Source organism: Pseudoflavonifractor phocaeensis, assembly GCF_038439875.1.
Taxonomy (GTDB): domain Bacteria; phylum Bacillota; class Clostridia; order Oscillospirales; family Oscillospiraceae; genus Vermiculatibacterium.
This window is the reverse complement of sequence record NZ_JBCDMT010000001.1, coordinates 427,364-453,091: the sequence shown is the minus strand read 5'-3', so window position 1 is coordinate 453,091 and position 25,728 is coordinate 427,364. Positions and strand designations below refer to the sequence as shown.

Here is a 25,728-nt window from a genome sequence, read left to right as displayed (position 1 = left end):
ATGGCATTAAGATCGTATAAAGGCGCCGGTGGTCAGCCGGCGCTTTCTTTGGTGTTCAGGGGAAACAGGAGCTTCAAAAACAGCTTTTCCGCCGGGCCGCCCCGGGCAAAATCAAAACGGCACTCCCGGCCCAGCGGGTCCGTTACACGGAAGCAGGCATCCCCACGCTCCACCTGGAACCCCAGATCCTCCAGCACCATGCGCAGGGCCAGCTCCCACTCCAGAAGAAATACCGCCTCCCCCGAGTAGTAGCTCTCCCAGAGCCAGTCGAATTCCATGGGCTGCTGGCCGTCCTCCAAGAAAGTCCTCCACAGGGCGGCCTTATGGCCGGCGGTGAGGGCGGAAAGGCAGGCAGGAGCTTCCACGGTTTCCCAGGCCAGGTAGGAAAACAAGCTCCCCCCGGTGGGGGCCAGCAGGCCGCAGGCGGCCAAAAGTGCCTCACAGTGCCGCTTCACCACGCCGCAGGGGGCCAAAAAGGGCCCGGAGGCGGCAATCTCCGCAATCTGGGCGGCCGTTTCGGCATCCGGGAGACGCGCCTGAAGGCCCAGCCCCTCAAGTCTCTGAATGGGGCGGCCCGACACCGAGCGGAGCCGGACCAGGACGGCCTCCCCCTCCCGCCGGGCAGTCAGCTCGGCGGTCTCCCGGGCCTGGGTGGTTCCGAAAAACCGAAGGGGCAGGCTGTCCGCCAGCCCGGCGGCGGCGGGGCCCGCCGCCGCCATGACGTCCCGCCAGGGATAGGCCACATCCCGGTAGAGGAAGGTGAGGACGGCGCTCCCTGGCAGGGCCAGCACGGCGGGGGCCGTGTCGAACAGCCCGCTCAGATCCCGCAGCAGCCTCAGAAGCCGGGCCAGGGGCGGGGCGCCGCTCTGGTCCCGTCCCACGGGCAGGGCCTCCTCAGAGATCAGCCGGAAGGGATAGAGCATTTCACGCCTCCAGGATGCCGTCCAGCATCAGGTTCACCTTCAGCACGTTGACCCGGGGCTCTCCGAAAATGCCCAGCAGGCGGCCGGTGGTGCAGGCCTCAATGGCCGAACGCACCTCCTCCTCCGGGATCGACCGGGCCTGGGCGACGCGGTGGACCTGATACTCCGCCGCCTCGGGGGAGATCTCCGGGTCCAGCCCGCTGCCCGACACCGTCACCAGATCCACCGGGACGGGCACGCCGGCCATGACCGGATCGGCCTCCTGAAGGGCGGAGACCCGCTCCTGGATGAGGGCGTCCAGCTCCTTTCCCGCGGGGGTCTTGTTGGAGGCCCAGGCGTACATTACCGGCTGGCCGTCCTCATCGGTGAAGGAGCTCACGTCCAGATTCATGGGGCGGCCCCACAGGTGGGCGGGGTCGGTAAACTGCTGGGCCAGCAGCTCGGAGCCGTAGGTCTTGCCGTCCACCTCGATGACGCTTCCGTTGGCCTGCCGGGGGAACAAGGCCTGCCCCACACCGGTGACCAGGACGGTATACAAAAACCCGCACAGGAACATCATGACCAGCAGCGTCCCGCCGGCCTGCAGTATTGCTTTTTTCATCGTCGCATCTCCTCACAGCTATATCAGGGAAGGAACCTGGCGCACCGCAGGGCCACGAGCCCCAGCGTCACCGCGCCCAGGAGCAGAAGGGTCAAAATATCGCTTTTTGTAATCGGGATCTTCTTTTTCATCGTGTCCTCCTTTCAGTACCAGCCCAGCAGGAGGCCCAGGGGAAGGACACAGCTCAGGGTGAGCAGGCAGACCGCCGCCAGCATGCCCGCCCCCGTCAGGAGGAGAGCGGCGGCCAGGGTCAGCACCGGATGACCGGCCAGCCCGGCGGCCAGCAGGTCCCCGGCGCGGAGCCGGGGGCGGGTCCGTTCCGTCCGCCAGACGAGGGCGGGCGCTTGCGCGCATGTCATGGAAATACCTTCTTTCCAATCAGAGCAGCCCCAGCAGCGGGGCTACGATCAGGTCGATGAGCTTGATGGCCGCAAAGGGCACCACGATGCCGCCCAGACCGTAGACCAGCAGGTTGTGGCTTAGCAGCCTGCCCGCCGGGACCTCCCGGTACTTCACGCCCTTCAGGGCCAGGGGGATGAGGGCCACGATGATGAGGGCGTTGTAGATAAGGGCGGAGAGGATGGCGCTCTGGGGGCTGGCCAGGCCCATGATGTTCAGCCTGGACAGGCCGGGGTACAGACCCATGAACAGGGCCGGGATGATGGCGAAGTACTTGGCGATGTCGTTGGCGATGGAGAAGGTGGTGAGGCTGCCCCGGGTCATGAGGAGCTGTTTGCCGATGCGGACGATCTCGATGAGCTTGGTGGGGCTGGAGTCCAGGTCCACCATGTTGCCCGCCTCCTTGGCGGCCTGGGTGCCCGAGTTCATGGCCACGGCCACATCGGCCTGGGCCAGGGCGGGGGCGTCGTTGGTGCCGTCGCCGGTCATGGCCACCAGGTGGCCCTCGGACTGGAACTTGCGGATCATGTCCAGCTTGGCCTCGGGGGTGGCCTCGGCCAGGAAGTCATCCACCCCGGCCTCCGCGGCGATGGCGGCGGCGGTCACCGGGTTGTCCCCGGTAATCATGATGGTCTTGATTCCCATGGTCCTGAGGTCGGCGAACTTCTCCTTCACCCCGTCCTTAATGATGTCCTTCAAGTGGATGACCCCCAGGACCTGGTGGTTTTTTGCCACCACCAGAGGGGTGCCGCCCTGGCGGGCCACTTCATCCACCAGCTTGGCGCACTGGGGAGGATAGGGGTTCCCGCTCTCCTCCACATAGGCGCGCACCGCGTCGGCGGCCCCCTTGCGGATCTCTCCCCCATCATAGTCCACCCCGGACATCCGGGTCTGGGCGGTAAAGGGGATGAAGGTCATATGCTGGCCGGACACCTCCCGGCCCCGAAGGCCGAACTTCTCCTTGGCCAGCACCACGATGGAGCGCCCCTCGGGGGTTTCATCGGGCAGGGAGGAGAGCTGGGCCGCATCGGCCAGCTCCTCCTCGGCGCAGCCGCCCATGGGCAGGAAGGCCACGGCCTGCCGGTTACCCAGGGTGATGGTGCCCGTCTTGTCCAGCAGCAGGATATCCACGTCGCCGGCGGCCTCGATGGCCCGGCCGCTCATGGCCAGGACGTTGGCCTGGTTGAGGCGGCTCATTCCGGCGATGCCGATGGCTGAGAGGAGGGCGCCGATGGTGGTGGGGGCCAGGCAGATGAGCAGGGCCGTCAGGGAGACCACCGACGTGGGATTGGCGACGGCCAGCTGGTCCGCGGAAAACTGGGAGTAGGCGTACAGGGAGGCCGTGACCAGCACGAAGATGATGGACAGAGCCACCAGCAATATCTGGAGAGCGATCTCGTTGGGGGTCTTTTTCCGGTTGGCCCCCTCCACCATGGCGATCATCTGATCCAGGAAGCTGTGGCCGCTCTCCTGGGTCACCAGGATGACCAGAGAGTCGGACAGGACTGTAGTGCCGCCGGTGACGGCGCTCCGGTCGCCCCCCGCCTCCCGGATGACGGGGGCGGACTCGCCGGTGATGGCGCTCTCGTCTACGCTGGCGGCGCCCTCCACCACCTCGCCGTCGGCGGCGATCTGCTCCCCGGCGGAGACCAGAAAATAATCCCCCTTCTTCAGCGCGGCCCCGGGGACGTCCTCCGTCCGGGTCCGGTCGTCCGGGTCGGCCAGAAGATGGGCCGTCACGTCCCGCTTGGCCGAGCGCAGGGCGTCGGCCTGGGCCTTGCCCCGTCCCTCGGCGATGGCCTCGGCGAAGTTGGAGAAGAGGCAGGTCAGCCACAGGATGATCGAGATGGCCAGGATAAAGCCGCTGGAAACGAAGCCGTCGTCAAAGACTCCTGCCAGGGAAAGGGCGAAGAGCCCGGCGGTCAGAATGGCCGAGAGATAGACCAGGAACATGACCGGGTTTTTGACCTGGTCGGCAGGGGCGAGCTTCCGGAAGGAATCCCCGACCGCTCTTCCCACCAGGTCCTTTTTCATAAAGGCGTTTTTATTTTGAACCATGATAGACACCTTCCTTTCGTCAGCCTAAGCCCAGCATTTGGGTAAACTCCGCGATGGGGCCCAGGGACAAAGCGGGGAAAAAGCTCAGCGCGCCCACAATGAGGACGATAAGGATGAGCAGGAACACGAACATTGCGTTGCAGGTGGACAGGGTGCCGGAGCTCTCCGCCACCTTCTTCTTGGCGGCCATGCCGCCCGCGATGGCCAGGGTGGCCAGCATGGGCACGAACCGGACAAACAGCATCACAAGGCCCAGGCTGGTGTTGAGGAAGGGAGTGTCGCAGCCCATGCCCGCAAAGGCGGAGCCGTTGTTGCCGCCGGCGGAGGCATAATTATAGAGCACCTCGCTCAGGCCGTGGGCGCCGGGGTTGTTGATCGCCTCCGCCGTGGAGGGGAGCAGCGCGGCCACGCCGCTGCCCACCAGGATGGCGATGGGGGTGGCCAGACATACCAGCACGGCCATGCGCATCTCCCGGGGACCGATCTTCTTCCCAAGATACTCCGGGGTCCGGCCCACCATCAGCCCCGCGATAAACACGGTCAAAATGACAAAGCCGATCATACCGTAGAGGCCGCAGCCCACGCCGCCGAACACCACCTCGCCCAGCATCATCAGGAGCATGGGGATCATGCCGCCGATGGGGGTGTAGCTGTCGTGCATGGAGTTCACCGAGCCGTTGGAGGCCGCCGTGGTCCAGCTGGCCCATGTGCTGGAGGTGACCACGCCGAAGCGGGTCTCCTTGCCCTCCATGTTGCCAAGGGTGGTATCCACCAGGCCGTTCTGCTCCAGGGCGGGGGTGGCCGCGGCCTCGCTGAAGTGGACCACCGCTATAGCCCCCATTAGCAGGAGGAACATGGCCAGGAAGATGGCGATGCCCTGGCGCTTGTCCTTGACGCTCCGCCCAAAGGTGAAGCAGAGCCCCACGGGGATCACCAGCAGGAATACCATCTCAATGAGATTGGTGATGAGATTGGGGTTTTCAAAGGGGTGGGCGGAGTTGGTGCCCAGCACGCCGCCGCCGTTGGTGCCCAGCTGCTTCATGGCCACCTGGCTGGCCTGGGGGTAGAGGGGCATCACCTGTTTGGTGATGATTTGGGCCCCCTCCACCACCGCGCCGTCCAGGGTGACAGTGTTGGCGTCCAGGTCGATCTGCGCGCCGGTGAGGACGTTGCCCTCGGCATCGGCGGCGATGGGCTCTACCAGGTCCACAGTTTGATTGCCGCCCAAGGACTGGGGGACCCCCAGCCCCACAAGGGCCACCGAGGCCACTAGGCAGATGGGGAGCAGAATGTACAGCGTGGTCCGAATCAGGTCCGTCCAGAAGTTTCCGATGCCCTTGACCTCCTTGCGGACAAGCCCCCGGATGATGGCGAAGAGCACCGCGATGCCGCAGGCGGCGGAGACGAAGTTCTGCACCGTCAATCCCATGGCCTGGGAGAAGTTGGAGAGGGCAACCTCCCCGGAATAGGTCTGCCAGTTGGTGTTGGTGACGAAGCTGACGGCGGTATTGAAGGCCAAATGCCAGCTCAGCCCGTCAAAGCCTTGGGGATTCCAGGGCAGGAACCCCTGGAGCATCAGGATCAGAAACAGGACGACGAGGCCGAAAACGTTGAACGCCACGGCGCACAGGGCGTATTTTTTCCACCCCATGTCCTCCTCCCGGTCCACCCGCAGGAGCTTGTAAAGCCCCTTTTCGCAGGGGGTGAGGATCCGGGACAGAAAGACCCGTTCCCCGTTCATGACCTTGCTCATATATTTGCCAAGGGGAATGGCCAGGGCCACCAGGATGACCAGATAAAGGCCGTATTGCAGCATGGATTCCACCGCTCTCACTCCTCCTTCAACAGCATCCATCCCAGATACCCCAGGACAGCTACTACTAAAATTCCGATTCCAGCCAAAACAAACTGCATATCGCAAACCTCCTTTGCAGTCCCTATGGTAGCGCGGATCAGGTAAGGGTGCCATTTGGGAACAGCGCCGGAGCATTAAGGTTGTATAAAAGAGCCGGGGGACGCCATGTCCCCCGGCTCTTTCTCTGCCCCAATGAAAAGTCCCGGGGCGGTGATACACCGCCCCGGGACTTCGTTTTCTTATTTAAATTTTACGGCGGTGCCGTAGGCCATGACCTCGGCGGCCCCCTGCATCACGGAGGCGGAGGCGTAGCGCATGCACACCACCGCGTCGGCTCCCTGGCTCTCGGCGTCCTCCACCATGCGTTTGGTGGCCAGAGCCCGGGCCTCGTTCATCATCTCGGTGTAGGCCTTCAGCTCGCCGCCCACCAGGGTCTTGAAGCTCTGGGTGATGTCCTTACCCAGGTTTTTGGACTGGATGGTGCTCCCCCGCACCAGGCCCAGGACCTCGTATTCCTTGCCGGGGATATGCTCAGTAGTTGTCAAGATCATCTTCTTCACCGCTCCTTATCTCTTTGATCCGCTCCAGCAGATTGTAGACGGCCACAGCCCCCAAGCCCAGGGTAATGACGCCGCCGATGGCCTTGAAGGCGAAGGGCACGCCGGGCACCAGCAGGATCATGGACAGGTAGAACAGCAGCCACAGGCATACCAGGACCGTGACGACGACGGGAGCCACCAGTTTTCCCTTTTTCATACCGGCCCCCCTTTCCCCTTTAAAATAACCCCATCCGAAATAAATGTCAATAGACATTTCGATAATTATCTAAATAATTTACCAAGTCATCACGCCGCCGGAGGAAGGACCACGTCGTCACTCCCGGGCGCGGGCGAGGCCTGGGAAGATGCGGAGGCTTTGGGGCTGGGCGAGGGGTTGTCCGTCTTGGCCGGGAGGGTGGAGAGATAGTCTGCGATGCCCTTCGCGATGCCCTGGGCCAGCTTCTCCTGATAGTCCGGGTCGATCAGCTTCATCAGCTCCTCGTGGCAGGTCATGAACCCGGTCTCCACAAGGCAGGCGGGCATGGTTGTCTCCCGCAGGACCACGTAGTCGTTGGTCAGCAGGCCCCGGTCGATGGACCCGGCGGAGGACACAAGTCCCTTTTGGACCGCCCGGGCCAGTTTTTCCCCCTCCACGCTGTCCGGGTAGTAATAGGTGAACGTCCCCTGGAAGGAGTAGTTGGAGGCGCTGGCGTTGGCGTGGATGGAGACGAAAATGTCGGCGCCTATGTCGTTGGCCACGCCGGCCCGGTCATAGAGGTCCATGTACACGTCCTCGGTGCGGGTCATGACCACGTTATAGCCCTTTTCCTTCAAGAGCTCCTCCACCCGCAGGGTGATGGGGAAGGTGATGTCCTTCTCCTTGATCTCCTCGTAGAAGGCCCCGGAGGCGGAGCCGCCGTGGCCCGCGTCCAGCACCACGGTGAAGGCCGTGGGGTCCAAAGGCTCGGCGGGCGGATCGTGGGGGGCGGAGCCACCCTCCGGAGGTTTGACCGAGATCACCACCGCCATCAGGTTGGCGTCCCCGGTGACGGTGACGTTGTCCTTGTAGGTACAGCCCTTGGCCAGGTCCAGCACCACCCGGGTGGTGTGGGCGTAGTCGGGATAGAGGTCATTGGTGTGCTGGGCATAGCGGACCGTCGGGATCACCGGGTTTTCGATCTTCTGGGAGCCGTCCTTTCCGCTGCCGATGGTGACCCCCAGCAGGTCGATGGCCACCCGGTCTCCCAAGTCGGTGACCCGGTACTGGGGGGCATGGTTCAGGTAGAGGGTGACGGTCTCGGCCTTGTCGTCCGGCGTGACCCGCAGAAGCATGCCCAGGTCGGGCTTTCCGGGGGTCACGGAGGGGGTGGGCTCCGGCGTGGGCGTGACGCTGGGCTCCGGCTCGGGGATCTCGGCAGTGACCATGGCGGTAAAAGTGTCGTTGTCCCAGTCCACGGTGGCGTGGAGCTGCTCGGAGACGAAGCGGAGGGGCACCATGGTGGACTCCGTCCCCCCCTGCTTCACCACGCCCGCGGGGACCCCACCGGGGAGCTGGACGCTCTGGCCGTTGACCACCGCCGTGGCCGAGCCCAGGGTGAGAACGATGGTGTCGGCCTCGTTGAACACCAACACCTGCCGGTTGTCCGCCATCCAGAGGACGGTGGCCCCCAGCGCTTCGGCGATGGCCCGCACCGGCACCAGGGTCCGGCCGTCCACGCCGTCCACCGTCTGCACCACGCCGGGCACGCCCATGTCCAGCGTCCTCCCGTTGAGGGTGACCCGCACCTGGTCTACCGTGGTCTCGGCGTTGTAGCGGCCCTTGCCCTCGTCATAAAACTGGACCGGCACCGTTCCGGCCGGACCGGCGGCAAAGGCGGCGGGCATCAGGGCGGCCGTCAGGGCCAGCGCGCACACAAAAGCAATCCATTTTCTCATATGTTAAAAGCTCCTCGCTCCATTCGACAAAATCAACTCTATTCTAGCCTATCCCGGCGGGGCCGTCAATGGAAGGCAAACAATCCGTGAAAAGATAAATTTTCCACCCCCATACCAGCGGGAAAAAAAGTCCCTTCCCTCCCAAAGCCCCCGCTCCCGCTCTTGCCTTTTCCCGTGAAATTTGATATTATGATTTGCAATCGAAATTTGACAGAGGAGAGAGCGCCATGATGGTAACGGTGGCCCGGGAGGGCGTCTACTATAAAAACGGACAATTTGTCCCCGGGCGGAGCGATCCGGCGGGGGCGGCCGAAGAGCGGAAGGGGACGATGGCCTACGCCATCCTCTCCGCCCACAACACCAGCGGCGACATGGACCGGCTCAAACTGAAATTTGACGCCATGGCCTCCCACGACATCACCTACGTGGGCATCATCCAGACCGCCCGGGCCTCCGGGCTGCGGGCCTTCCCCATCCCCTACGTGCTCACCAACTGCCACAACTCCCTGTGCGCCGTGGGCGGCACCATCAACGAGGACGACCACCTCTTCGGCCTCTCCGCCGCCAAGAAGTACGGCGGCGAGTTCGTTCCCGCCCACCAGGCGGTCATCCACTCCTACATGCGCGAGCGCTACGCCGCCCCTGGAAAGATGATCCTGGGCTCTGACTCCCACACCCGCTACGGCGCCTACGGCACCATGGCCATCGGCGAGGGCGGCCCGGAGCTGGCCCGCCAGCTCCTCCAGAAGACCTACGACCTCGCCTATCCCCCCGTCATCGCCGTCCACCTCACCGGGGCCCCCCGGCCCGGCGTGGGGCCCCAGGACGTGGCCCTGGCCCTGGTGGGGGCCACCTTCAAGGACGGGATCGTGAAAAATGCCGTGCTGGAGTTCTTCGGCCCCGGCGTGGCCTCTCTCTCCATGGACTACCGCTCCGGCATCGACGTGATGACCACCGAGACCGCCTGCCTCTCCTCCGTGTGGAGCACCGACGAGGTGACGAAGGCCCACCTGAAGACCCTGGGCCGGGGGAAGGAGTTCCAGGCCCAGGCCCCCGCCGAGGGCGCGTATTACGACGCCCTGGTGGAAATCCGCCTGGACGAGGTGGAGCCCATGATAGCCCTGCCCTTCCACCCCTCCAACGCCTTCACCATCAAGGAGTTCAAGGCCAACCTGGACGACCTTCTCCACCAGGTGGACGAGGACACCCGCCGCCAGCTGGAGCTGACGAGGCCCGTGCCCTCCCTCCGGGAGAAGATCGTGGACGGGGACTTCGTGGCCGACCAGGGGGTCATCGCCGGCTGCTCCGGCGGCACCTACCAAAACCTCCTCCGGGCCGCCGAGCTCTTGAAGGGCCGGAGCACCGGCTCCGGGGCCTTCTGGCTGTCCTGCTACCCCGGCTCCATGCCCATCATGCAGGAGCTGACCCGGAAGGGCTGCATCTCAGACCTGATGGCCGCCGGGGCCAGCGTGCGCTCCTGCTTCTGCGGCCCCTGCTTCGGGGCGGGGGACGTGCCCGCCAACGGGGCCTTCTCCATCCGCCACTCCACCCGGAACTTCCCCAACCGGGAGGGCAGCAAACCCGGGGACGGCCAGGTGTCCTACGTGGCGCTGATGGACGCCCGGTCCATCGCCGCCACCGCCCTGAACGGCGGCGTCCTCACCGGGGCCGACGAACTGCCCGAGGAGCTGTTGGTCCCCGACCGGGCCGACGAGCCCTACCGCTACGACGACAGCGCCTACAAAGCCCGGGTCTACTACGGCGTGGGCCGGCCCCTCCCCGACGAGGAGCTGAAGTTTGGCCCCAACATTGCCGACTGGCCCCAGCAGATCCCCCTGCCGGAAAACCTGCTCCTCACCTGCTGCGCCGCCATCTACGACCCGGTGACCACCACCGACGAGCTCATCCCCTCCGGGGAGACCTCCTCCTACCGCTCCAACCCCATCAAGCTCTCCCAGTTCGCCCTGTCCCGGAAGGACCCCCAGTACGTCCCCCGGGCCCAGGCCATCCAGGCCGAGGAGGAAAAGCGCCGCCGGGGCGAGCCCACCGACGCGCTGATGGGCCGGGAGGCGGTGAGCACCGGCCTGGGCTCCTTCATCATGGCCCTCAAGCCCGGGGACGGCTCCGCCCGGGAGCAGGCCGCCTCCTGCCAGCGGGTGCTGGGGGGCTGCGCCAACCTGGCCGCCGAGTACGCCACCAAGCGCTACCGCTCCAACGTGATGAACTGGGGCATGCTCCCCTTCATCGCCGAGGACGTGAAGGACTGGAACCTCCAGCCCGGGGACCGGCTGTATATCCCCGGCATCAAGGCCCTGCTGGAGGGGGACGGGGAGGAGATTTCCGCCACGCTCATCCAGAACGGGACCGAGAAGCCCGTCACCCTGTGGCTGCCGGGGATGACCCGGGAGGAGCGGGACATCGTGCTGGCCGGGTGCCTCATCAATTATTACGCCAAATAAAAAATGGGACGCTGCCCTCTGGCAGCGTCCCGTTTTTTAAATCAGCTTTTCGTAGGCCAGCTTTTTATCCCCGTCGAACAGGATGGTGCCGCAGTACTGGAAGCCGTTCTTCTCCAGCAGGTGCCGCATCCGCCTGTTGTCGGTCTGGGTGTCGATCTTGAAGCTGTGTACGCCTCGGTCCAGGGCCAGCTCTTCCACCAGCCGGAACACCTGGGAGGCCAGCCCCCTGCCCTTCACGGCGTTGTCCAGGGCCAGCCGGTGGACCACCACGTAGGGCTGTTCGCTGAGCCACCGGCCCTCGATGCCGCCGTAGGCGGGCTCCCCGTCGAAGTCGGCGCAGAGATAGCCCACGCTCCGGCCGTCCTCCATACACAGGTAGCCCCGCCCCGCCGCCGCGTCCGCCCGGATGACCGCCTCGTCCGGGTAGCCGTCCTGCCACTGGTCCACGCCGTTTTCCCGCAGAAAGGTCCGGGCCTGCTCGATGAGCTCCATGCTCCGGGGGATGTCCTTTTCCTTTGCTTTCACCAATTCCATTTTGTGTTCCCTCTTCCGTGTATCCGCCGCCGGTCAGAACAGACCGGTAATCCTTCCGTTCTCGTCCACGTCAATATTCTCCGCTGCCGGCACCTTGGGCAGTCCCGGCATGGTCATGATGTCCCCGGTGAGGGCCACCACGAACCCTGCCCCCGCGGACACCTTCACCTTGCGGACGGTGACGGTAAAGCCCCGGGGCGCGCCCAGGAGGGCCGGGTCATCCGAGAGGGAATACTGGGTCTTAGCCATGCATACCGGGAAACCGCCGAAGCCCAGGCTCTCCAGCTTCTCCAGTTCCTTCGCCGCCGCCGGGGCAAAGGAAACACCGTCCGCGCCGTAGACCTTCCTCGCCACCGCCTCGATTTTCTCCTTGAGGGGCAGTTCGTCGGGATAGGCGAAGGTGAAGCGGTTCTCCCCCTCCTCCATCACCCGGAGGACCTCCCGGCCCAACTCCTCGCCGCCCGCGCCGCCCTTGGCCCAGACCTGGGACAGGGCCACCTTGACGCCATAGGTGTCACAGGCCTTGCGAATGAGGGCGATCTCGGCCTCGGTATCGCAGTCGAACTGGTTGATGGCCACCACGGCGGGCAGGCCATAGACCTGGGTGATATTCTCTACGTGCTTCAGGAGGTTGGGAAGCCCCTTTTCCAGGGCTTCGAGATTTTCACGGGTCAGCTCGGCCTTAGGACAGCCCCCGTGGTGCTTCAAGGCCCGAACAGTGGCCACGATGACCACGGCGTCGGGCCTCAGCCCCGCCGCCCGGCACTTGATGTCCAAAAACTTCTCCGCCCCCAGGTCGGCGCCGAAGCCCGCCTCGGTGACCACGCAGTCGGCCAGCCGCAGGGCGGCGTCGGTGGCGGAGACCGAGTTGCAGCCGTGGGCGATGTTGGCGAAGGGCCCGCCGTGGATGAGGGCGGGGGTGCCCTCCAAGGTCTGGACCAGATTGGGCTTGACGGCGTCCTTCAGCAGGGCCGCCATAGCCCCCTCCGCCTTCAGATCGTGGGCGGTGACGGGGGCCCCGGCGCGGGTATAGGCCACCACCATGCGGCCCAGCCGCTCCTTCAAATCCGTCAGGCTGGTGGCGAGGCAGAAGACCGCCATGACCTCGCTGGCCACGGTAATATCGAAGCCGTCCTCCCTGGGCACGCCCTGCATCCGGCCCCCCAGGCCGTCGATGACGTTTCTAAGCTGCCGGTCGTTCATGTCCACGCAGCGCTTCCAGGTGATATTCTTTACGTCGATGTCCAAGGCGTTGCCCTGCTGGATGTGGTTGTCCAGCATCGCCGCCAGCAGGTTGTTGGCCGCCCCGATGGCGTGGAAATCCCCGGTGAAGTGGAGGTTGATGTCCTCCATGGGGATGACCTGGGCGTACCCGCCCCCGGCGGCACCCCCCTTGACGCCGAACACGGGGCCCAGGGAGGGCTCCCGCAGGGCGAGGCAGGTCTTCTGCCCCAGCCGGCTCAGGGCGTCGGCCAGGCCCACGGAGGTGGTGGTCTTCCCCTCCCCCGCCGGGGTGGGGTTGATGGCGGTGACCAGGATGAGCTTCCCCTTCCGGGGCTTGTCCCGGTAGGCGGAGGGCTCCACCTTGGCCTTGTCCCGGCCGTAGGGGATCAGGTCCTCCGGGGTGAGGGACAGCTTGGCGGCGATCTCTGGAATGGGGCGGAGGTGGGCGCTCTGGGCGATCTCGATGTCGGTGGGCATGGGCGTCGCTTCCTTTCTCTGTGTACTGTTCTTCCTAAGTAAGCGGGCCGGCGGAGGCCGGCCCGGGGGATCGGTGAGACGTCACACCCGGCGCAGGCCCTCCCAGGCCGCCATGGTGACACAGGAGGGCAGCACCTTTGCCCCAAGCCGCTGGACCAGGGCGATGGGGCCGCAGGTGGCCACCGCCAGGCCCAGGCCGTTCATGGTGAGGGCCCAGGCCGCCACGGCCTCGGGCCGCTGGGCCAGAAGGGTGAAGTGGCGCACGGCGTCGGCGTTCTTGGTCCGGCGGGCCACCTCCATGAACTCGGTCTTGATCCAGCCGGGGCACACGGCGGTGACCTTGATCCCCCGGTCGGCCACCTCCCAGCGCAGGGCCCTGGTATAGCGGGTGAGGAAGGCCTTGGTGGCGGCGTAGATATTGAGGCCGGGAAGAGGCTGGAAGGAGGCCGAGGAGCAGATCTCCAGGATGCGGCTCCCCCGGTCCATGTGGGGGAGGCACACCTTCGTCACGTCCACCGCCGCGCGGCAGTTGAGGGCGATCATGTCGTCGTTCTCCTCCAGGGTCATGTCCTCCGCCCTTCCGAACTTGCCGAAGCCGGCGGCGCATACCAGGATGTCCACCTGGGGCCGCTCCTCCTCCAGGGCCGCCTGGAGCTTCCCGGCGCTGGCCCGGTCCGTCAGGTCCAGGGGAAAGACCCGCCCTCTGCACCGAAGCTCCGCCGCCAGGTCCCGCAGCCGCTCCTCCCGCCGGGCGATGAGCCACAGCTCATCCAGGTCCATGGTCTTGTCGATGTGCCGGGCGAAGGCCCGGCCCAGACCGGAAGAAGCCCCGGTCACGATCCCGATGCGCATGAAACCGCCTCCTTTTTCCAATAGTATGTCTGATATCTGGCATTTTACCACCGGTGGGAAAAAGGCACAAGTGGTAACATACCCAAACCGGGTCGGGCCGGGATTGCCTTTCTCCGGTTTTTAGGGTAGAATAACATATTATGATCAGGAAAAGGTGGTTCTGCCTTGAAACGACCGCTCGCCCTCTCTCTGGCTCTTTTGCTCCTCCTGTCCGGCTGTACGTCCCAGCCGGAGGAATACAGCCGGGATACCTTCGCCATGGACACCATCATGTCCCTCTCGGCATACGGCCCCAAAGCCCAGGACGGGGTCGAGGCCGCCATTGGGGAGATCAACCGGCTCCAAAAACTTCTTTCCGTCACCGATGAGGACAGCGAGGTCTGGAAGCTGAACCACGGCAACGGGGCCCCCCTGTCCGTCAGCGAGGACACCAGGACCCTGCTGGACGCCGCCGCCCAAATGGGGGAGCGCAGCGGCGGGGCCCTGGACGTGACCCTCTACCCGGTAACCCGGGCCTGGGGCTTCACCACCGGCAGCTACCAGGTGCCCGACCCCGCCGTCCTCCAGGAGCTCCTCACCCACGTGGATTACCGGGCCATCCTCCGGGAGGGGGACACCGTCACCCTCCCCCAGGGGACCGAGATCGACTTCGGCGCCCTGGCCAAGGGCTACGCCGGGGAGCGGTGCGCCCTGCTCATGAAGGACATGGGCATCACCTCCGCCCTGCTGTCCCTGGGAGGCAACATCCAGACCGTGGGGGCCAAGCCGGACGGCTCCCCCTGGCGGGTGCTGGTGCAGGACCCCAAGGGGGACGGCGGGGACTACGTGGGCACCCTGGAGCTGGTGGACCAGGCGGCGGTGACCTCCGGGGGGTATCAGCGCTACTTTGAGGAGGACGGGGTGCGCTACTGGCACATCATCGACCCCGCCACCGGCGCCCCTGCCCGCAGCGGGCTCCAGTCCGTCACCATCGTGGGGACCAGCGGGACGGCCTGCGACGGGCTGTCCACCGCCCTTTTTGTGCTGGGCAGGGACGGGGCCGTCAATTACTGGCGGCAGTACGGCGGCTTTGAGGCCGTGCTGGTGGACGACAGTGACACCGTCTGGATCACCGCCGGTCTGGCGGACAAGTTTACCCTGAACAACGACGCCGGCTATACCCTGCGTATCGTGGAGGAATGAGATGGATCAAAAGAAAACCCTGTCCAGCCGGGTCTGGCTGATTCTGCTGGGGGCCGTTCTGGCCCTCTCCGCCCTGGCCGCCCTGTTTTTGTTTCTGCGGGCCCCCAAGGGCTCCATCGCAAATCTCTATCTCAACGGAGAGTGCATCGAGAGCATCGACCTGTCGGCGGTCACGGAGACCTACACCATCCCCATCACCGGCAAGGGCGGCATCACCGACGTGGTGGAGGTGGCCCCCGGCAAGATCCGGGTGAAGGAGGCCGACTGCCCCGACCAGGTCTGTGTCCACCAGGGGTGGATCGAGACGGGGGTGGCCCCCATCGTGTGCCTGCCCAACACCCTGGTCATTCAAATAGAAGACGCCCCCGGCAGTGAGCCGGGGGTGGACGCGGTCGTGAGGTGAGCGGATGAAAGCGAAACGGCTGACCCTCTGCGCCCTCCTCACGGCCATTGCCCTCACCATCTTTGTGGCCGAGGCCCAGATCCCCCCCATCGTCCCCGTCCCCGGCATGAAGCTGGGCCTTGCCAACGTGGTGACGGTATACGCCATGTTCGCCCTGGGGCCGGGGGACACCCTGATGATCCTGCTGTGCCGCATCTTCCTGGGCAGCCTCTTCGCCGGGGGCTCCACCTTCTTTTACTCCCTGGCGGGGGGCCTACTGTGCTATCTGGCCATGCTCCTCCTGCGGAGGGTGCTGACGGAAAAGCAGCTCTGGGTCTGCGGGGCCATCGGGGCCATCTTCCATAACATCGGCCAGATGGGGGCCGCCATCCTCATCGCCCGGACCCCCCAGCTCATCCTCTACCTGCCTGTCCTCCTGATCACCGGCATCGCCGCGGGGGCCTTTACCGGCCTTGCGGCCCAGCTGTTGCTGGAGCGGGTGGGAAAACGCCTGAAGTAAGCCCCTTCAAACACATAAAAAGACGCCGCCCTTGCACGCAAGGGCGGCGCTGTTTTTTACCGGTCCCGGTTGTTGAAGATATTGAAAATATCCTCCCAGGTCTTGTCCTCTTCCTCATCGCCGGAGGCGGTCTCGGACTTTTTCTTATCGTCCTCCACCTTTTCCCCGGCCTTGGTAAAGGGCTTGTCGGTCCCCGCCTTCTGGGCGTTCTCGTCATAGCCGGTGGCAATGACGGTGACCTGGATCTCATCCTCCAGGCTGTCGTCGAAGGCGGCGCCGAAGATGATGAGGGCCTCGGGATGGGCGGCCTGACGCACCAGCTCGGCGGCGGTCTCCACCTCTTCCAGGCCGATGTCCATAGAGCCGGTGATGTTGACCAGCACGCCCCGGGCCCCGTTGATGGAGGTCTCCAGCAGGGGGCTGGAAATGGCCATCTTGGCGGCCTCCTCGGCCTTGGCCTTGCCCGCGGCCCGGCCCACACCCATGTGGGCCATGCCGGCGGACTGCATCACGGCGGTGACGTCGGCAAAGTCCAGGTTGATGAAGCCGGTGTTCTTGATCAGGTCGGAGATGGACTGAACGGCCTGCCGCAGCACGTCGTCGGCGATCTCGAAGGCGTTGGCGAAGGTGATCTTCTGGTCGGTGGCGAACTTCAGCCGCTCGTTGGGGATGATGACCAGGGAATCCACCTTGGTCTTCAGCTCCTCGATGCCGGCCTCGGCCTGCTGCATGCGGCGGCGGCCCTCAAAGTTGAAGGGCTTGGTGACCACGCCCACGGTGAGGAGCCCCGCCTCCTTGGCGATATCGGCCACGATGGGGGCCGCGCCGGTGCCGGTGCCGCCGCCCATGCCGGCGGTGATGAACACCATATCGGTGTCCTCCAGGGCCTTGGCGATCTGGCCCCGGCTCTCCTCGGCGGACTTGCGGCCCACCTCGGGATCGGAACCGGCGCCCTGGCCGCAGGTGAGTTTCTCCCCGATCTGGATCTTCTGGTTGGCGCTGGAAATCCCAAGGGCCTGTTTATCCGTATTGACGGCGATGAAATCCACGCTCTTCACGCCCGATTTCACCATACGGTTGACTACATTGTTGCCGCCGCCCCCTACGCCGATGACCTTGATGTTGACGACAGACTCCGGGCCGGTATCCAATCCGAAAGGCATAGCTGCTCCTCCTACTGTAACATTCTTATGTAACGGGCAAAACGGCTTCATTTTGTGTCGAATTCCCCAGTGTTTTCTATATCTTGTTTTATTTTATCCTTCTTTGGCTTGGAGGTCAATAGTTCTCTGCGGATTTCCGCAAAGTTTTGGAACATTCTCGTGCCAAACACCACCACGGCCGCCAAATAGATGGGGATCCCCATCCGATTGCCCAGCCAGGTGAGGAAAACGGCAATGGCGGCGTTGCCGATGGTGCCCGACAAAAAGATGGGCAGATGGAACTCCCCCTTGAGCCGGGAGCGGAAGCCCCCCAGGGCGGAATCCAGCGCGGCCAGCAGGCCCACCCCCACGTAGAGGGTCATACCGGCGGGAAAGTGGAGGGGGATCAAAAATCCCAGCAGCAGCCCGGCGGTGAGGCCGATCAGCTCCAGCATTTACCCCACCCCCTCTTCCGCGGCGGGGAAGCTCTCCGCCGGCTTGGCGTACTGGAATTCCACCGCCCCCTGGTATTTGGGGATGGTGAGCTCCTCGCTGGCGGTCACCCGCACGTCGATCTTCCACTGGCCCAGGATGTCCACCACGCCGTTGCGCATGGTGAGGGCGTTGTAGAGGGTGCCCGAGTCCCCGATGGCCATGATGACGTAGGGGGCGGCGTGCCGCCGCCCGTTCACCGTCACCACGGCGCCGGTGCAGCGGATCTCGCTGGCGGCCAGAAGCCGCTCCCCGTTGAGGGAGATCGCCTCCGCCCCCGCCGAGCGCAGCTCGTTCACCACCGAGAGGAGGTCCGAGTCATGGATGATGTAGTCGGCCTCGTCCCCCGTGGCGTTGACGGCGGTGGAGTCGGTCATGATGACGGTGACGCCCGGACCGGTGACATCCACCAGACCGGCGGTCATCTCCAGCTTGTCCAGCTCCGCCTTCAAGGCCTCGCCCTGGGCGCTACCCTCGCTGGCCTGTTTCCGGTAGAGGGCCAGCTCTTCCTGGGTCTGTTCCAGCTGTTTCTGAAGGCCCTCGGACTTGTCCATCTCCTGGTTATAGAGCTCCTGAAGGGTCTCCAGCCGGCTGGCGTTGGCGGCGTCGGTCTGGGTGTTGGCCCACACGCTTTGCAGCTGGGAGGCCAGGAGAAAGCCCACCACGGCGCACACCAGGGCCACCGACATGCTCCCCCGGTTCTTAGTCTTGGATGCTGGGGGGCTCTGGCACGACGCTGGGCTCTGGGGCATCGGCTCCCGGCTCCGGGGCGTCTGACTGCTGGGGTTGTCCATCCTGGCTCCCTCCTTCCTGATCCTGCTGTGCCGGTGCGTCCCAACCGTCCTCGGGCATCCACCGGCTGGTGAGCAGCCGGGCCTGCTTGCCCTCGTAGGTCAGATCCAGCGTCCCGGCCACTACCTCCCCCCGCTGCTGGAAGGATTCCATCACCCGCTGGAGGCGGAAGGCCTGTTCGTTGAAGTTCCCCGTCAGGGGCATGGCCACCGTCAGATCCCCGCCGTAGCCGAAGTAGATGGCGTTGTTGGAGGTCAGATCGATGAACCCGGTCACATTCCCCGTCATGCCCCGCTCCGAGAGGGCAGTGAGCAGGCTCCTGAGGCTGTCCCGCTTGGTCTGCTCCTCCAGCGGCACCGTCAGGCGCACCCCCACGCTGGGGGTGACGGGGTGAAGGCCAAGGACCTGGGGGAAATCCGCCTTCAGCGAGGCGTCCCCCTGGTCCAGCAGCTTGCCGCCGGCGTTCATGAGCCACCAGTTCCCCTCCGCCTGGACGGCGGCCACGGCGGAGGTCTCGGTGACCCGCAGCTCCAGGGTGTCGGGGAGGACCCGGACCGGGGCCACCTTCTCCACGTAGGGCAGACGCCTGATGATGCTCTGGGCCGTCTGGGGCTTGTTCACCAGGAAGAGGTTGTCCCCCGTGTTCACCCCGGAGGCGGCCACAATCTCCTCGGCGGTATAGCGGCTGTTGCCCGTCACCGTCACCTGGTTCACCCGGAAAAAAGCCACACAGCCCGCCAGGATGGCGGCGAAGATCAGAAGAAAGGACAGCAGCTTATAGAGGAAGCCGAAGCGTCCCCTCCTGCGCCGGTGTCGATTCCGTTTGTTCCTCGCCGCCATTTTTTGGCCTCCGTTACTTCCTTTGCCGGGTATTTAAAGGGTATTATAGCATTTCAAAGTGAATAAATCGTTAAGATTCGCTTACAGTTTCCTCATTTCGGGCAATCCGTGCCCCCAGGGCGGCCAGACCGCCGGACAGGTCGGCATAGCCCCGGTCGATGTGCTCCAGGCCGGAGACCACCGTCTCCCCCTCCGCCCCCAGGCCGGCCACCACCAGGGCGGCCCCGCCCCGGAGGTCGGCGGCGGTGACCCGCGCGCCGAAGAGCCTGGGCACGCCGTATACCACGGCCACCCGGCCCTCCGCCCGGATGTCCGCCCCCATGCGGGTCAGCTCATCCACGTGGCGGTAGCGGCTGTCGAACATATTCTCGGCAAAGACCGTGGCCCCCTCTGCCTTGCACAGGGCGGCCATGACGATGGCCTGGGCGTCGGTGGGAAAGCCGGGATAGGGGGCCGTGCGCACCGGCCGGACCGCCTTCAGCCGCTTGGGCGCCGTGAGTGAGATGGCCGTGGGAGAGCTTTTCACCCGGCACCCCGCCTCCGCCAGGACGGCGGTGACGGTGGACAGGTGCCGCCAGTCCACTCCGGTGACCTCCGCCTCTCCGCCCGCGCAGGCGGCCGCGGAGAGATAAGTACAGGCCACGATGCGGTCGGCGATGACGGTGTGCTCCCCGCCGTGGAGGGGCCTTCCCCCCCGGACGGTGACCACCGAGCTCCCCGCCCCCCGGATGTCGGCCCCCATGGTGTTCAAAAAATTCTGGAGATCGGTGATCTCCGGCTCCCGGGCCGCGTTGGTGATGGTGGTGACCCCCTGGGCCGCCACCGCCGCCAGCATGGCGTTCTCGGTGGCCCCCACGCTAGGCAGGGAGAGGGTCAGGTCGGCCCCCTTCAGTTCCCCCCGGCAGGAGAGCCGGCTCCCCCGCTCCTCGATCTCCGCACCCAGGGCCCGCAGCGCGGTCAGGTGGAGATCGATGGGCCGGGGCCCCAGCTCACAGCCGCCGGGATAGGACAGCTCCGCCCGGCCCATGCGGCCCAGGATGGGCCCCAGAAAGACCACCGAGGAGCGCATCTGGCGCATGAGGGCGTCGGGCACGTCCGCGGCGGCGGGAGCGGAGGCGTCCACCGTCACCGTGTCCCCCTCCCGGCGCACCCGGCAGCCCAGGTGGCGGAGGATGGCCAGGGTGCCCTCCACGTCGGTGAGCCGGGGGCAGTTGTGGATGACGCACTCTCCTGGGACCAAAAAGGCGGCCGCCAGGATGGGCAGGACACTGTTCTTGGCCCCGTGGACCTTGACAGTCCCACCCAGGGGGCGGCCCCCCTCAATGCTGAAAACGCTCATAATTCGTCCTCCCTATGGATGGATTCCATTCAGGCCATCCTATGCGGAAGGGCGAAATCGGGTACAAAACCGGCGGGGCCGCGGCGAGGCGGGAGGGGTGTTCTCCCCCGTTACCGCAGAATCCCCATCAGAGTGTCGAAGATCTTCTCGTTGGCGTCGGGGACCGCCATGGCCGACAGGGCCCGGGCCATCCCGGCGCGGCGGCTCTGGTCCCGGAGGAGGGCCGAGGCCTCCTCGTAAAGGCGTTTGCCCGAGCACTCTTTCTCCGGCAGCAGCACCGCCCCGCCCGCTTCGGAGAGGACCCTGGCGTTTTTGGTCTGGTGGTCCGCCGTCACGTTGGGGGAGGGCACCAGGATGGAAGGCTTGGCGATGGCCGCCAGCTCGGAGATGGTGGAGGCGCCGGAGCGGCACAGCACCAGGTCCGCCGCAGCCATCACGAGAGGCATATCATAGATATACTCCCGCACCTCCACCCCGGGGTGGCAGTCCTTGGGTACGTCGGAGTCGGAGAGGATCTTCGTGATGGAGGAAAAGTCCCGCCCCGCCCCGTGGATATGTCGGAAGGGCTGGCCCTCCTGACATTCCAGGCGGATGAACTCGGCCATATAGCCGTTCATCACCTCCGCCCCCAGGCTGCCCCAGTAGGACAGGAGGAGGGGCCGGTCGTCGTCGAAGCCCAGCTTCTCGCGGGCCTCGGCCCGGGTGCAACGGAAGAAGTCCCCCCGGACGGGGGTGCCGGTGACCACCACCTTGGAGGGGTCCTCATAGTGGTCCCTGCTCTCGGCAAAGCCCACCATCACCACGTCGGCCACCTTGGACAGGGCCTTGGTGGTGAGACCGGGAACGGCGTTGGACTCGTGGACGGCGGTGGGGACGCCCCGCTTGGCCGCCGCCTTCACTACGGGGAAGCTGGCGTAGCCCCCGGTGCCCACCACCAGGTCGGGCTGGAACTCGTCCAGGATGGCCTTGGCCTGCTTATCGGAGCGGCCCATGTTGAAGAGGGTCTTCAGATTATGGCCGATGGCGGCGGGGGTGACGGAGCGGCGGAAGTTGGTGATGGTCACCGTCTTCAGCTCAAACCCCTCCTTGGGGACCAGCCGGGTCTCCATGCCGCCGTCAGCCCCCACGAAGAGGATCCGGCAGCCGCTCTCCCGCTCCTGAAACATGCGGGCCAGGGCCACGGCGGGGTTGATATGCCCGGCGGTGCCGCCGCAGGTGAATAAAACGTTCACACATATACCTCCTTTGACGTCGCTTCCTCTCCTCCTCTCGGGAGGCAGGGGGCGCGCTTTCGGGCCGCAAAAGCATCCGCCCAACGCGGCGCGCCCTAGCCCTGTTTGGGCGCCGGGATCTGCCGGGAGACCCCCAGGACGATGCCCATCTCGATGAGCTGGATCATCAGCGCCGTGCCCCCGTAGCTGAAAAAGGGCAGGGAAATGCCGGTGGTGGGCAGCAGGTTGGTGACCACGGAGATGTTCAAAAAGACCTGCACCGCCATGAGGGTGGTGATTCCCACCACCAGCAGGGAACCGAATCGGTCCCTGGCGTGGATGGCGATCCAGTAGCCCCGGACGATCAGGAGGGCGAAGAGGAGCAGGATGAGCCCCGCGCCGATGAGGCCCAGCTCCTCGCAGACGATGGAGAAGATGAAGTCGTTCTCCGGCTCGGGGAGGAAGAGCTGCTTCTGGCGGCTCTGGCCGAAGCCCACGCCGAAGAGGCCGCCGGAGCCGATGGCGTAAAGGGACTGGATGATCTGGTAGCCGCCGTCCCTCGGGTGGGCCCAGGGGTCCCGCCAGATGGCGATACGGCCGGTCTGGTAGTCCTTGCCCGACATGATGAGCAGCAGCAATCCCACCACCCCGGCGCCCCCGGCGGCGAACCAGCCCAGCCTCACCCCGCCGGCAAAGAGGATGGCGGCGGCGGGGACCAGAATGAGGATGGTGCCCGACATATGGGGCTCCAGAGCCATGAGGGCGATGATGCCCAGCAGCAGCAGCCCGTAGGGCACAAGCTCGATGAAGCCCAGCTCATCCAGCTTGTTCAGGGCGACCCCGGTATAGGTCCGGGTATTGAACTGTTTCTTTTTCTCCGTAGTCCGTTTGGACATTCGGGCGGAGAAATAGAGGATCACGCCCAGCTTGGCGACCTCCGAGGGTTGGAAGGCGGGGATCGGGCCAAACCCCCTGATCCACCGCTTCACGTTGTCGCTGCGGTTGGTATGGATGCCGGGGATCAGCACCACCACCAGCAGCACCAGGGCGGCGATGAGGATAAACACCGACATCCAGCGGAAGGCCTGGTAGTTGATCTTGGAGGTGATATACATGATGACAAGGCCCAGGACGGCGAAGATCCCCTGCCGGGCGAAATAGTAGGTGGGAGCTTTCCCCTCGCTGACAGCGGTGGCGTAGGAGGCGGAAAACACCATGATGACGCCGATGACGGTGAGCATCACCACCAGCATGAGGAAGGGCAGATCCATGGGGCCCCGGGAGAGCTGCTCTTCCATGGTCATATCACGCTTTGATTTTCCCACAGGGCTCACCGCCTTTCAGCATAGAATCTCAGTCTGCGCTCAGATCAGGTACCGTCCGGCCACGCCCAGGAAGGCCAGGACGCAGAAGAGGGCGGACACGGCGGAAAATACCGCCACCACCTTCTTCTCCTTCCATCCGCACATCTCGAAATGGTGGTGGAGGGGGGCCATCTTGAAGATGCGTTTGCCGTGGGTGGCCTTGAAATAGACCACCTGGATAATGTCGGAGAGGGTCTCGGCGATATAGACGATGCCCACCAGGATCAGGATGAGGGGCATGTCGGTGGAGAAGGCCAGGCCGCAGACCGCCCCGCCCAGGAAGAGGGAGCCGGTGTCCCCCATAAAGACCTTGGCGGGGTAGTGATTATAGAGGAGGAAGCCCAGCAACCCCCCCAGCAGGGCGGCGGAGAACAGGGTCAGCTCATCCTTGCCCCAGAGGGCGGTCACTACGATGAAAAACAGCGCCACCGGCACGGTCACCGAGGAGGACAGGCCATCCACCCCGTCGGTGATGTTCACGGCGTTGACGGTACCCACCATGACGAAGGCGGCAAAGACCATGTAGACCGGCCAGGGCAGGGGGATGGTGGTCTGGGCGAAGGGGATATAGAGGTTGGGAGACAGGTAGCCCTCGTACCGCAGCAGCACCGTCATCAAAATGGCGGCGGCCAGCTGAAGGAGAAACTTCCACCCGGCGGTGAGGCCGGTATTCTGCCGGTGGACCACCTTCATATAGTCGTCAATGAACCCGATGATGCCAAAGACCAGGGCGAAGAGGAATACGTACACCGCCCCCCGGTCCCCCCGGAGAAAATAACCCCAGCCCAGGCCCACCACGGTGACGGCCATGGCGATGATAAACATGAGCCCGCCCATGGTGGGGGTGCCCTGTTTGGCCATATGCCAGGTGGGGCCGTCCTCTTTGATGGACTGGCCCGCCTTCAGCCGCCTGAGGGCGGGGATAAGGATCCTGCCCAGGATGGCGGTCAGGACAAAACTCACCGCCAGGGCGATCAGGATCTCTGTGATCATCGACAGTTCCGACTTCATCTTTTGAACCTCCAGCTCTTTTCTCAGCGGGAAACCCGCTCGCGCACAAGCGGGTATTTTACCACACAATCACTGAGATAGCAAGAATTTAGCCACCTCTTCCCTCTCGTCCAGATGGCGTTTTTCCCCGTTCACTTCCTGATAGGTCTCGTGGCCCTTTCCCGCCAGCACCAGGGTGTCCCCCTCCCGGAGGAGGGCCAGGGCGGCCCGGATGGCCTTCCGCCGGTCCGGCTCCACCAGCCGGGGGGTATCCATGCCCTCCATCCCCTTCAGGATATCGTCGATAATGGCCTGGGGCTCCTCGGTGCGGGGGTTGTCGGAGGTCACCACGGCCAGGTCGGACATACTGGCGGCGATGGCCCCCATGAGGGGCCGCTTGCCCCGGTCCCGGTCCCCCCCGCAGCCAAAGAGGCAGATCAGCCGTCCGGGGGTGAAGTCCCGGAGGGCGGCCAGAGCGTTTTCCAGGGCGTCCGGGGTATGGGCGTAGTCGATGAGGACGGTGCCGGGACCGGGGGTGGGCACCACCTCCATCCGTCCCTTCACGCCGGGGGCATGGGCCAGGGCGGCGGCGGCCTTGCTCAGGGGGATGCCCAAAGCCTGGGCGCAGGACAGGGCGCACAGCGCGTTGTAGACGGTGAACCCGCCGGGGATGCCCAGCCGGACCCGGCAGATCTCCTCCCGGGTCACCGCCTCGAACTCCACCCGGTCGGGAAAGAGCCGCAGGTTCTTGGCGGTGAGGTCCGCCTCGTCCTTGCGCTCGGAGTAGGTAAATACCTGACAGGGGGCGGAGGCGGCGTAGCTTTGCCCCGCCTCGTCGTCCAGGTTCAGCACCGCCCTGCCGCTCTGGAGGAACAGCCGTCCCTTGGCCTGGCGGTAGGCCTCCATGGTCTTGTGGAAATCCAGGTGGTCCTGGGTCAGGTTGGTAAAGGCCCCCACCGCAAAGCGGATGCCGTCCACCCGGTGGAGGCAAAGGGCATGGGAGGAGACCTCCATCACCACGTGGGTGCATCCGGCGTCCGCCATCCGCCGCAGCCATTGCTGGACCTCCCAGCTCTCGGGGGTGGTCCGGTCCGCGGGGAAGGATTCTTCCCCGATCTCGTTTTCGTTGGTGCCGATGAGCCCCGCCTTGGTGTGGAGCACCTCTTCCAGCATGGCCTTGAGAAGGCTGGTGGTGGTGGTCTTGCCGTTGGTTCCGGTGACACCGATGACGGTCAGCTCCTCCGCCGGATGGCCGAACCAGTTGGCGGAGACGGCGGCCAGGGCGGCTCTGCCGTCGGGGACCCGGAGGGTCCCCTCCTCCCCGCTCTCACACAATACGGCGGCGGCCCCCTTTTCCAACGCCTGCCGGATATACCTGTGCCCGTCGGTCTTGTAGCCCTTCAGAGCCACGAAGAGCTCCCCGGGCCGGATGGTGCGGGTGTCGTAAGAGATGCCTTTGATTTCAACGTCCTCCGGCAGGGGGCCGGCATAGCCCGTGCCGTTTAACAGCGCGTGTAAACGCATCCTACTCACCCCTTTGTCGTCGCGAAACCTGCCCCAGACTCACCTGGGAATCTATCCCGCAAACCCCTCTCCCCATGCCTTCCCCCCGGGGGAA

The 25,728-nt window shown here is 65.2% G+C and carries 24 protein-coding genes; 4 read left to right on the top strand and 20 right to left on the bottom strand.

The window, feature by feature from the left end; translation table 11 throughout:
• Positions 1-32: 32 nt before the first annotated feature.
• From AAEU42_RS02220 to AAEU42_RS02185, 8 genes are all read right to left on the bottom strand, one after another.
• The gene (locus tag AAEU42_RS02220; RefSeq protein WP_342231891.1) at positions 33-923 is read right to left on the bottom strand and encodes a hypothetical protein; all 891 of its coding nucleotides are present in this window, start codon (positions 921-923) and stop codon (positions 33-35) included.
• Between the two features lies 1 nt (position 924).
• Positions 925-1,524, bottom strand: coding sequence for a potassium-transporting ATPase subunit KdpC (kdpC, locus tag AAEU42_RS02215; RefSeq protein ID WP_342231890.1), 600 nt, complete (start codon positions 1,522-1,524; stop codon positions 925-927).
• 143 nt (positions 1,525-1,667) lie between these two features.
• On the bottom strand, positions 1,668-1,883 hold the full coding sequence (locus tag AAEU42_RS02210) for a hypothetical protein (protein WP_342231889.1): 216 nt from the start codon (positions 1,881-1,883) through the stop codon (positions 1,668-1,670).
• Positions 1,884-1,902: 19 nt separating this feature from the next.
• On the bottom strand, positions 1,903-3,981 hold the full coding sequence (kdpB, locus tag AAEU42_RS02205) for a potassium-transporting ATPase subunit KdpB (RefSeq protein WP_342231888.1): 2,079 nt from the start codon (positions 3,979-3,981) through the stop codon (positions 1,903-1,905).
• A gap of 19 nt (positions 3,982-4,000) precedes the next feature.
• Positions 4,001-5,797: a potassium-transporting ATPase subunit KdpA gene (kdpA, locus tag AAEU42_RS02200; RefSeq protein WP_342231988.1), complete on the bottom strand. Its 1,797-nt coding sequence runs from the start codon at positions 5,795-5,797 to the stop codon at positions 4,001-4,003.
• Between the two features lie 278 nt (positions 5,798-6,075).
• Positions 6,076-6,387 carry a heavy metal-binding domain-containing protein gene (locus AAEU42_RS02195; RefSeq protein WP_342231887.1) on the bottom strand — a complete coding sequence of 104 codons (312 nt, stop codon included), beginning with the start codon at positions 6,385-6,387 and terminating at the stop codon, positions 6,076-6,078.
• The gene (locus tag AAEU42_RS02190) at positions 6,368-6,592 is read right to left on the bottom strand and encodes a hypothetical protein (protein ID WP_342231886.1); all 225 of its coding nucleotides are present in this window, start codon (positions 6,590-6,592) and stop codon (positions 6,368-6,370) included. Before AAEU42_RS02190 ends, AAEU42_RS02195 begins: the two co-directional genes overlap by 20 nt.
• An 89-nt stretch (positions 6,593-6,681) precedes the next feature.
• Positions 6,682-8,310: an N-acetylmuramoyl-L-alanine amidase gene (locus tag AAEU42_RS02185; RefSeq protein WP_342231885.1), complete on the bottom strand. Its 1,629-nt coding sequence runs from the start codon at positions 8,308-8,310 to the stop codon at positions 6,682-6,684.
• Between the two features lie 230 nt (positions 8,311-8,540).
• On the opposite strand from AAEU42_RS02185, the gene AAEU42_RS02180 reads away from it, so the two are divergent.
• Entirely contained in the window at positions 8,541-10,769 is a 2,229-nt protein-coding gene (locus AAEU42_RS02180) for a hydratase (RefSeq protein ID WP_342231987.1), read from the top strand.
• Positions 10,770-10,805: 36 nt separating this feature from the next.
• On the opposite strand, the gene AAEU42_RS02175 is transcribed toward AAEU42_RS02180, so the two are convergent.
• The 3 genes from AAEU42_RS02175 to AAEU42_RS02165 all read right to left on the bottom strand — a co-directional run bounded on the left by AAEU42_RS02175 (position 10,806) and on the right by AAEU42_RS02165 (position 13,856).
• A complete protein-coding gene (locus tag AAEU42_RS02175; RefSeq protein WP_342231884.1) occupies positions 10,806-11,303 on the bottom strand; it encodes a GNAT family N-acetyltransferase in 498 nt (165 codons plus the stop codon).
• Positions 11,304-11,336: 33 nt separating this feature from the next.
• Positions 11,337-13,004, bottom strand: a complete 1,668-nt coding sequence (locus AAEU42_RS02170) for a formate--tetrahydrofolate ligase (protein WP_342231883.1) — start codon at positions 13,002-13,004, stop codon at positions 11,337-11,339.
• An 81-nt stretch (positions 13,005-13,085) separates the two neighbouring features.
• On the bottom strand, positions 13,086-13,856 hold the full coding sequence (locus tag AAEU42_RS02165; protein ID WP_342231882.1) for an SDR family NAD(P)-dependent oxidoreductase: 771 nt from the start codon (positions 13,854-13,856) through the stop codon (positions 13,086-13,088).
• Between the two features lie 165 nt (positions 13,857-14,021).
• Between AAEU42_RS02165 and AAEU42_RS02160 the strand changes: the two genes are divergently transcribed.
• Genes AAEU42_RS02160 through AAEU42_RS02150 form a run of 3 tightly spaced genes read left to right on the top strand, consistent with a single transcriptional unit; the run spans position 14,022 to position 15,940 of the window.
• Positions 14,022-15,038, top strand: a complete 1,017-nt coding sequence (locus tag AAEU42_RS02160; RefSeq protein ID WP_342231881.1) for an FAD:protein FMN transferase — start codon at positions 14,022-14,024, stop codon at positions 15,036-15,038.
• 1 nt (position 15,039) lies between these two features.
• The gene (locus AAEU42_RS02155; protein ID WP_342231880.1) at positions 15,040-15,441 is read left to right on the top strand and encodes a NusG domain II-containing protein; all 402 of its coding nucleotides are present in this window, start codon (positions 15,040-15,042) and stop codon (positions 15,439-15,441) included.
• A 4-nt stretch (positions 15,442-15,445) separates the two neighbouring features.
• On the top strand, positions 15,446-15,940 hold the full coding sequence (locus AAEU42_RS02150) for a Gx transporter family protein (protein ID WP_342231879.1): 495 nt from the start codon (positions 15,446-15,448) through the stop codon (positions 15,938-15,940).
• A gap of 56 nt (positions 15,941-15,996) precedes the next feature.
• On the opposite strand, the gene ftsZ is transcribed toward AAEU42_RS02150, so the two are convergent.
• From ftsZ to AAEU42_RS02105, 9 genes are all read right to left on the bottom strand, one after another.
• Positions 15,997-17,103, bottom strand: a complete 1,107-nt coding sequence (gene ftsZ / locus AAEU42_RS02145) for a cell division protein FtsZ (protein WP_342231878.1) — start codon at positions 17,101-17,103, stop codon at positions 15,997-15,999.
• 47 nt (positions 17,104-17,150) lie between these two features.
• Complete coding sequence (locus AAEU42_RS02140) at positions 17,151-17,537, bottom strand: small basic family protein (protein ID WP_342231877.1); 387 nt, start codon at positions 17,535-17,537, stop codon at positions 17,151-17,153.
• Entirely contained in the window at positions 17,538-18,263 is a 726-nt protein-coding gene (locus AAEU42_RS02135) for a DUF881 domain-containing protein (protein WP_342231876.1), read from the bottom strand. It abuts the gene before it with no gap.
• A gap of 13 nt (positions 18,264-18,276) precedes the next feature.
• A complete protein-coding gene (locus AAEU42_RS02130) occupies positions 18,277-19,206 on the bottom strand; it encodes a cell division protein FtsQ/DivIB (RefSeq protein WP_342231875.1) in 930 nt (309 codons plus the stop codon).
• 70 nt (positions 19,207-19,276) lie between these two features.
• The gene (murA, locus tag AAEU42_RS02125) at positions 19,277-20,545 is read right to left on the bottom strand and encodes a UDP-N-acetylglucosamine 1-carboxyvinyltransferase (protein WP_342231874.1); all 1,269 of its coding nucleotides are present in this window, start codon (positions 20,543-20,545) and stop codon (positions 19,277-19,279) included.
• A 110-nt stretch (positions 20,546-20,655) separates the two neighbouring features.
• A complete protein-coding gene (murG, locus tag AAEU42_RS02120; protein WP_342231873.1) occupies positions 20,656-21,777 on the bottom strand; it encodes an undecaprenyldiphospho-muramoylpentapeptide beta-N-acetylglucosaminyltransferase in 1,122 nt (373 codons plus the stop codon).
• A 95-nt stretch (positions 21,778-21,872) separates the two neighbouring features.
• Complete coding sequence (gene ftsW, locus AAEU42_RS02115; protein WP_342231872.1) at positions 21,873-23,060, bottom strand: putative lipid II flippase FtsW; 1,188 nt, start codon at positions 23,058-23,060, stop codon at positions 21,873-21,875.
• A gap of 60 nt (positions 23,061-23,120) precedes the next feature.
• On the bottom strand, positions 23,121-24,131 hold the full coding sequence (gene mraY, locus AAEU42_RS02110; protein WP_342231871.1) for a phospho-N-acetylmuramoyl-pentapeptide-transferase: 1,011 nt from the start codon (positions 24,129-24,131) through the stop codon (positions 23,121-23,123).
• A 69-nt stretch (positions 24,132-24,200) separates the two neighbouring features.
• Entirely contained in the window at positions 24,201-25,634 is a 1,434-nt protein-coding gene (locus AAEU42_RS02105; protein WP_342231870.1) for a UDP-N-acetylmuramoyl-L-alanyl-D-glutamate--2,6-diaminopimelate ligase, read from the bottom strand.
• Positions 25,635-25,728: the final 94 nt, after the last annotated feature.

Coding starts and splice junctions, on each gene's coding strand:
- AAEU42_RS02220 (WP_342231891.1), bottom strand. CDS start 923: ATGCTCTATCCCTTCCGGCTGATCTCTGAGGAGGCCCTGCCCGTGGGA.
- kdpC (WP_342231890.1), bottom strand. CDS start 1,524: ATGAAAAAAGCAATACTGCAGGCCGGCGGGACGCTGCTGGTCATGATG.
- AAEU42_RS02210 (WP_342231889.1), bottom strand. CDS start 1,883: ATGACATGCGCGCAAGCGCCCGCCCTCGTCTGGCGGACGGAACGGACC.
- kdpB (WP_342231888.1), bottom strand. CDS start 3,981: ATGGTTCAAAATAAAAACGCCTTTATGAAAAAGGACCTGGTGGGAAGA.
- kdpA (WP_342231988.1), bottom strand. CDS start 5,797: ATGCTGCAATACGGCCTTTATCTGGTCATCCTGGTGGCCCTGGCCATT.
- AAEU42_RS02195 (WP_342231887.1), bottom strand. CDS start 6,387: ATGATCTTGACAACTACTGAGCATATCCCCGGCAAGGAATACGAGGTC.
- AAEU42_RS02190 (WP_342231886.1), bottom strand. CDS start 6,592: ATGAAAAAGGGAAAACTGGTGGCTCCCGTCGTCGTCACGGTCCTGGTA.
- AAEU42_RS02185 (WP_342231885.1), bottom strand. CDS start 8,310: ATGAGAAAATGGATTGCTTTTGTGTGCGCGCTGGCCCTGACGGCCGCC.
- AAEU42_RS02180 (WP_342231987.1), top strand. CDS start 8,541: ATGGTAACGGTGGCCCGGGAGGGCGTCTACTATAAAAACGGACAATTT.
- AAEU42_RS02175 (WP_342231884.1), bottom strand. CDS start 11,303: ATGGAATTGGTGAAAGCAAAGGAAAAGGACATCCCCCGGAGCATGGAG.
- AAEU42_RS02170 (WP_342231883.1), bottom strand. CDS start 13,004: ATGCCCACCGACATCGAGATCGCCCAGAGCGCCCACCTCCGCCCCATT.
- AAEU42_RS02165 (WP_342231882.1), bottom strand. CDS start 13,856: ATGCGCATCGGGATCGTGACCGGGGCTTCTTCCGGTCTGGGCCGGGCC.
- AAEU42_RS02155 (WP_342231880.1), top strand. CDS start 15,040: ATGGATCAAAAGAAAACCCTGTCCAGCCGGGTCTGGCTGATTCTGCTG.
- AAEU42_RS02150 (WP_342231879.1), top strand. CDS start 15,446: ATGAAAGCGAAACGGCTGACCCTCTGCGCCCTCCTCACGGCCATTGCC.
- ftsZ (WP_342231878.1), bottom strand. CDS start 17,103: ATGCCTTTCGGATTGGATACCGGCCCGGAGTCTGTCGTCAACATCAAG.
- AAEU42_RS02140 (WP_342231877.1), bottom strand. CDS start 17,537: ATGCTGGAGCTGATCGGCCTCACCGCCGGGCTGCTGCTGGGATTTTTG.
- AAEU42_RS02135 (WP_342231876.1), bottom strand. CDS start 18,263: ATGTCGGTGGCCCTGGTGTGCGCCGTGGTGGGCTTTCTCCTGGCCTCC.
- AAEU42_RS02130 (WP_342231875.1), bottom strand. CDS start 19,206: ATGGCGGCGAGGAACAAACGGAATCGACACCGGCGCAGGAGGGGACGC.
- murA (WP_342231874.1), bottom strand. CDS start 20,545: ATGAGCGTTTTCAGCATTGAGGGGGGCCGCCCCCTGGGTGGGACTGTC.
- ftsW (WP_342231872.1), bottom strand. CDS start 23,060: ATGACCATGGAAGAGCAGCTCTCCCGGGGCCCCATGGATCTGCCCTTC.
- mraY (WP_342231871.1), bottom strand. CDS start 24,131: ATGAAGTCGGAACTGTCGATGATCACAGAGATCCTGATCGCCCTGGCG.
- AAEU42_RS02105 (WP_342231870.1), bottom strand. CDS start 25,634: ATGCGTTTACACGCGCTGTTAAACGGCACGGGCTATGCCGGCCCCCTG.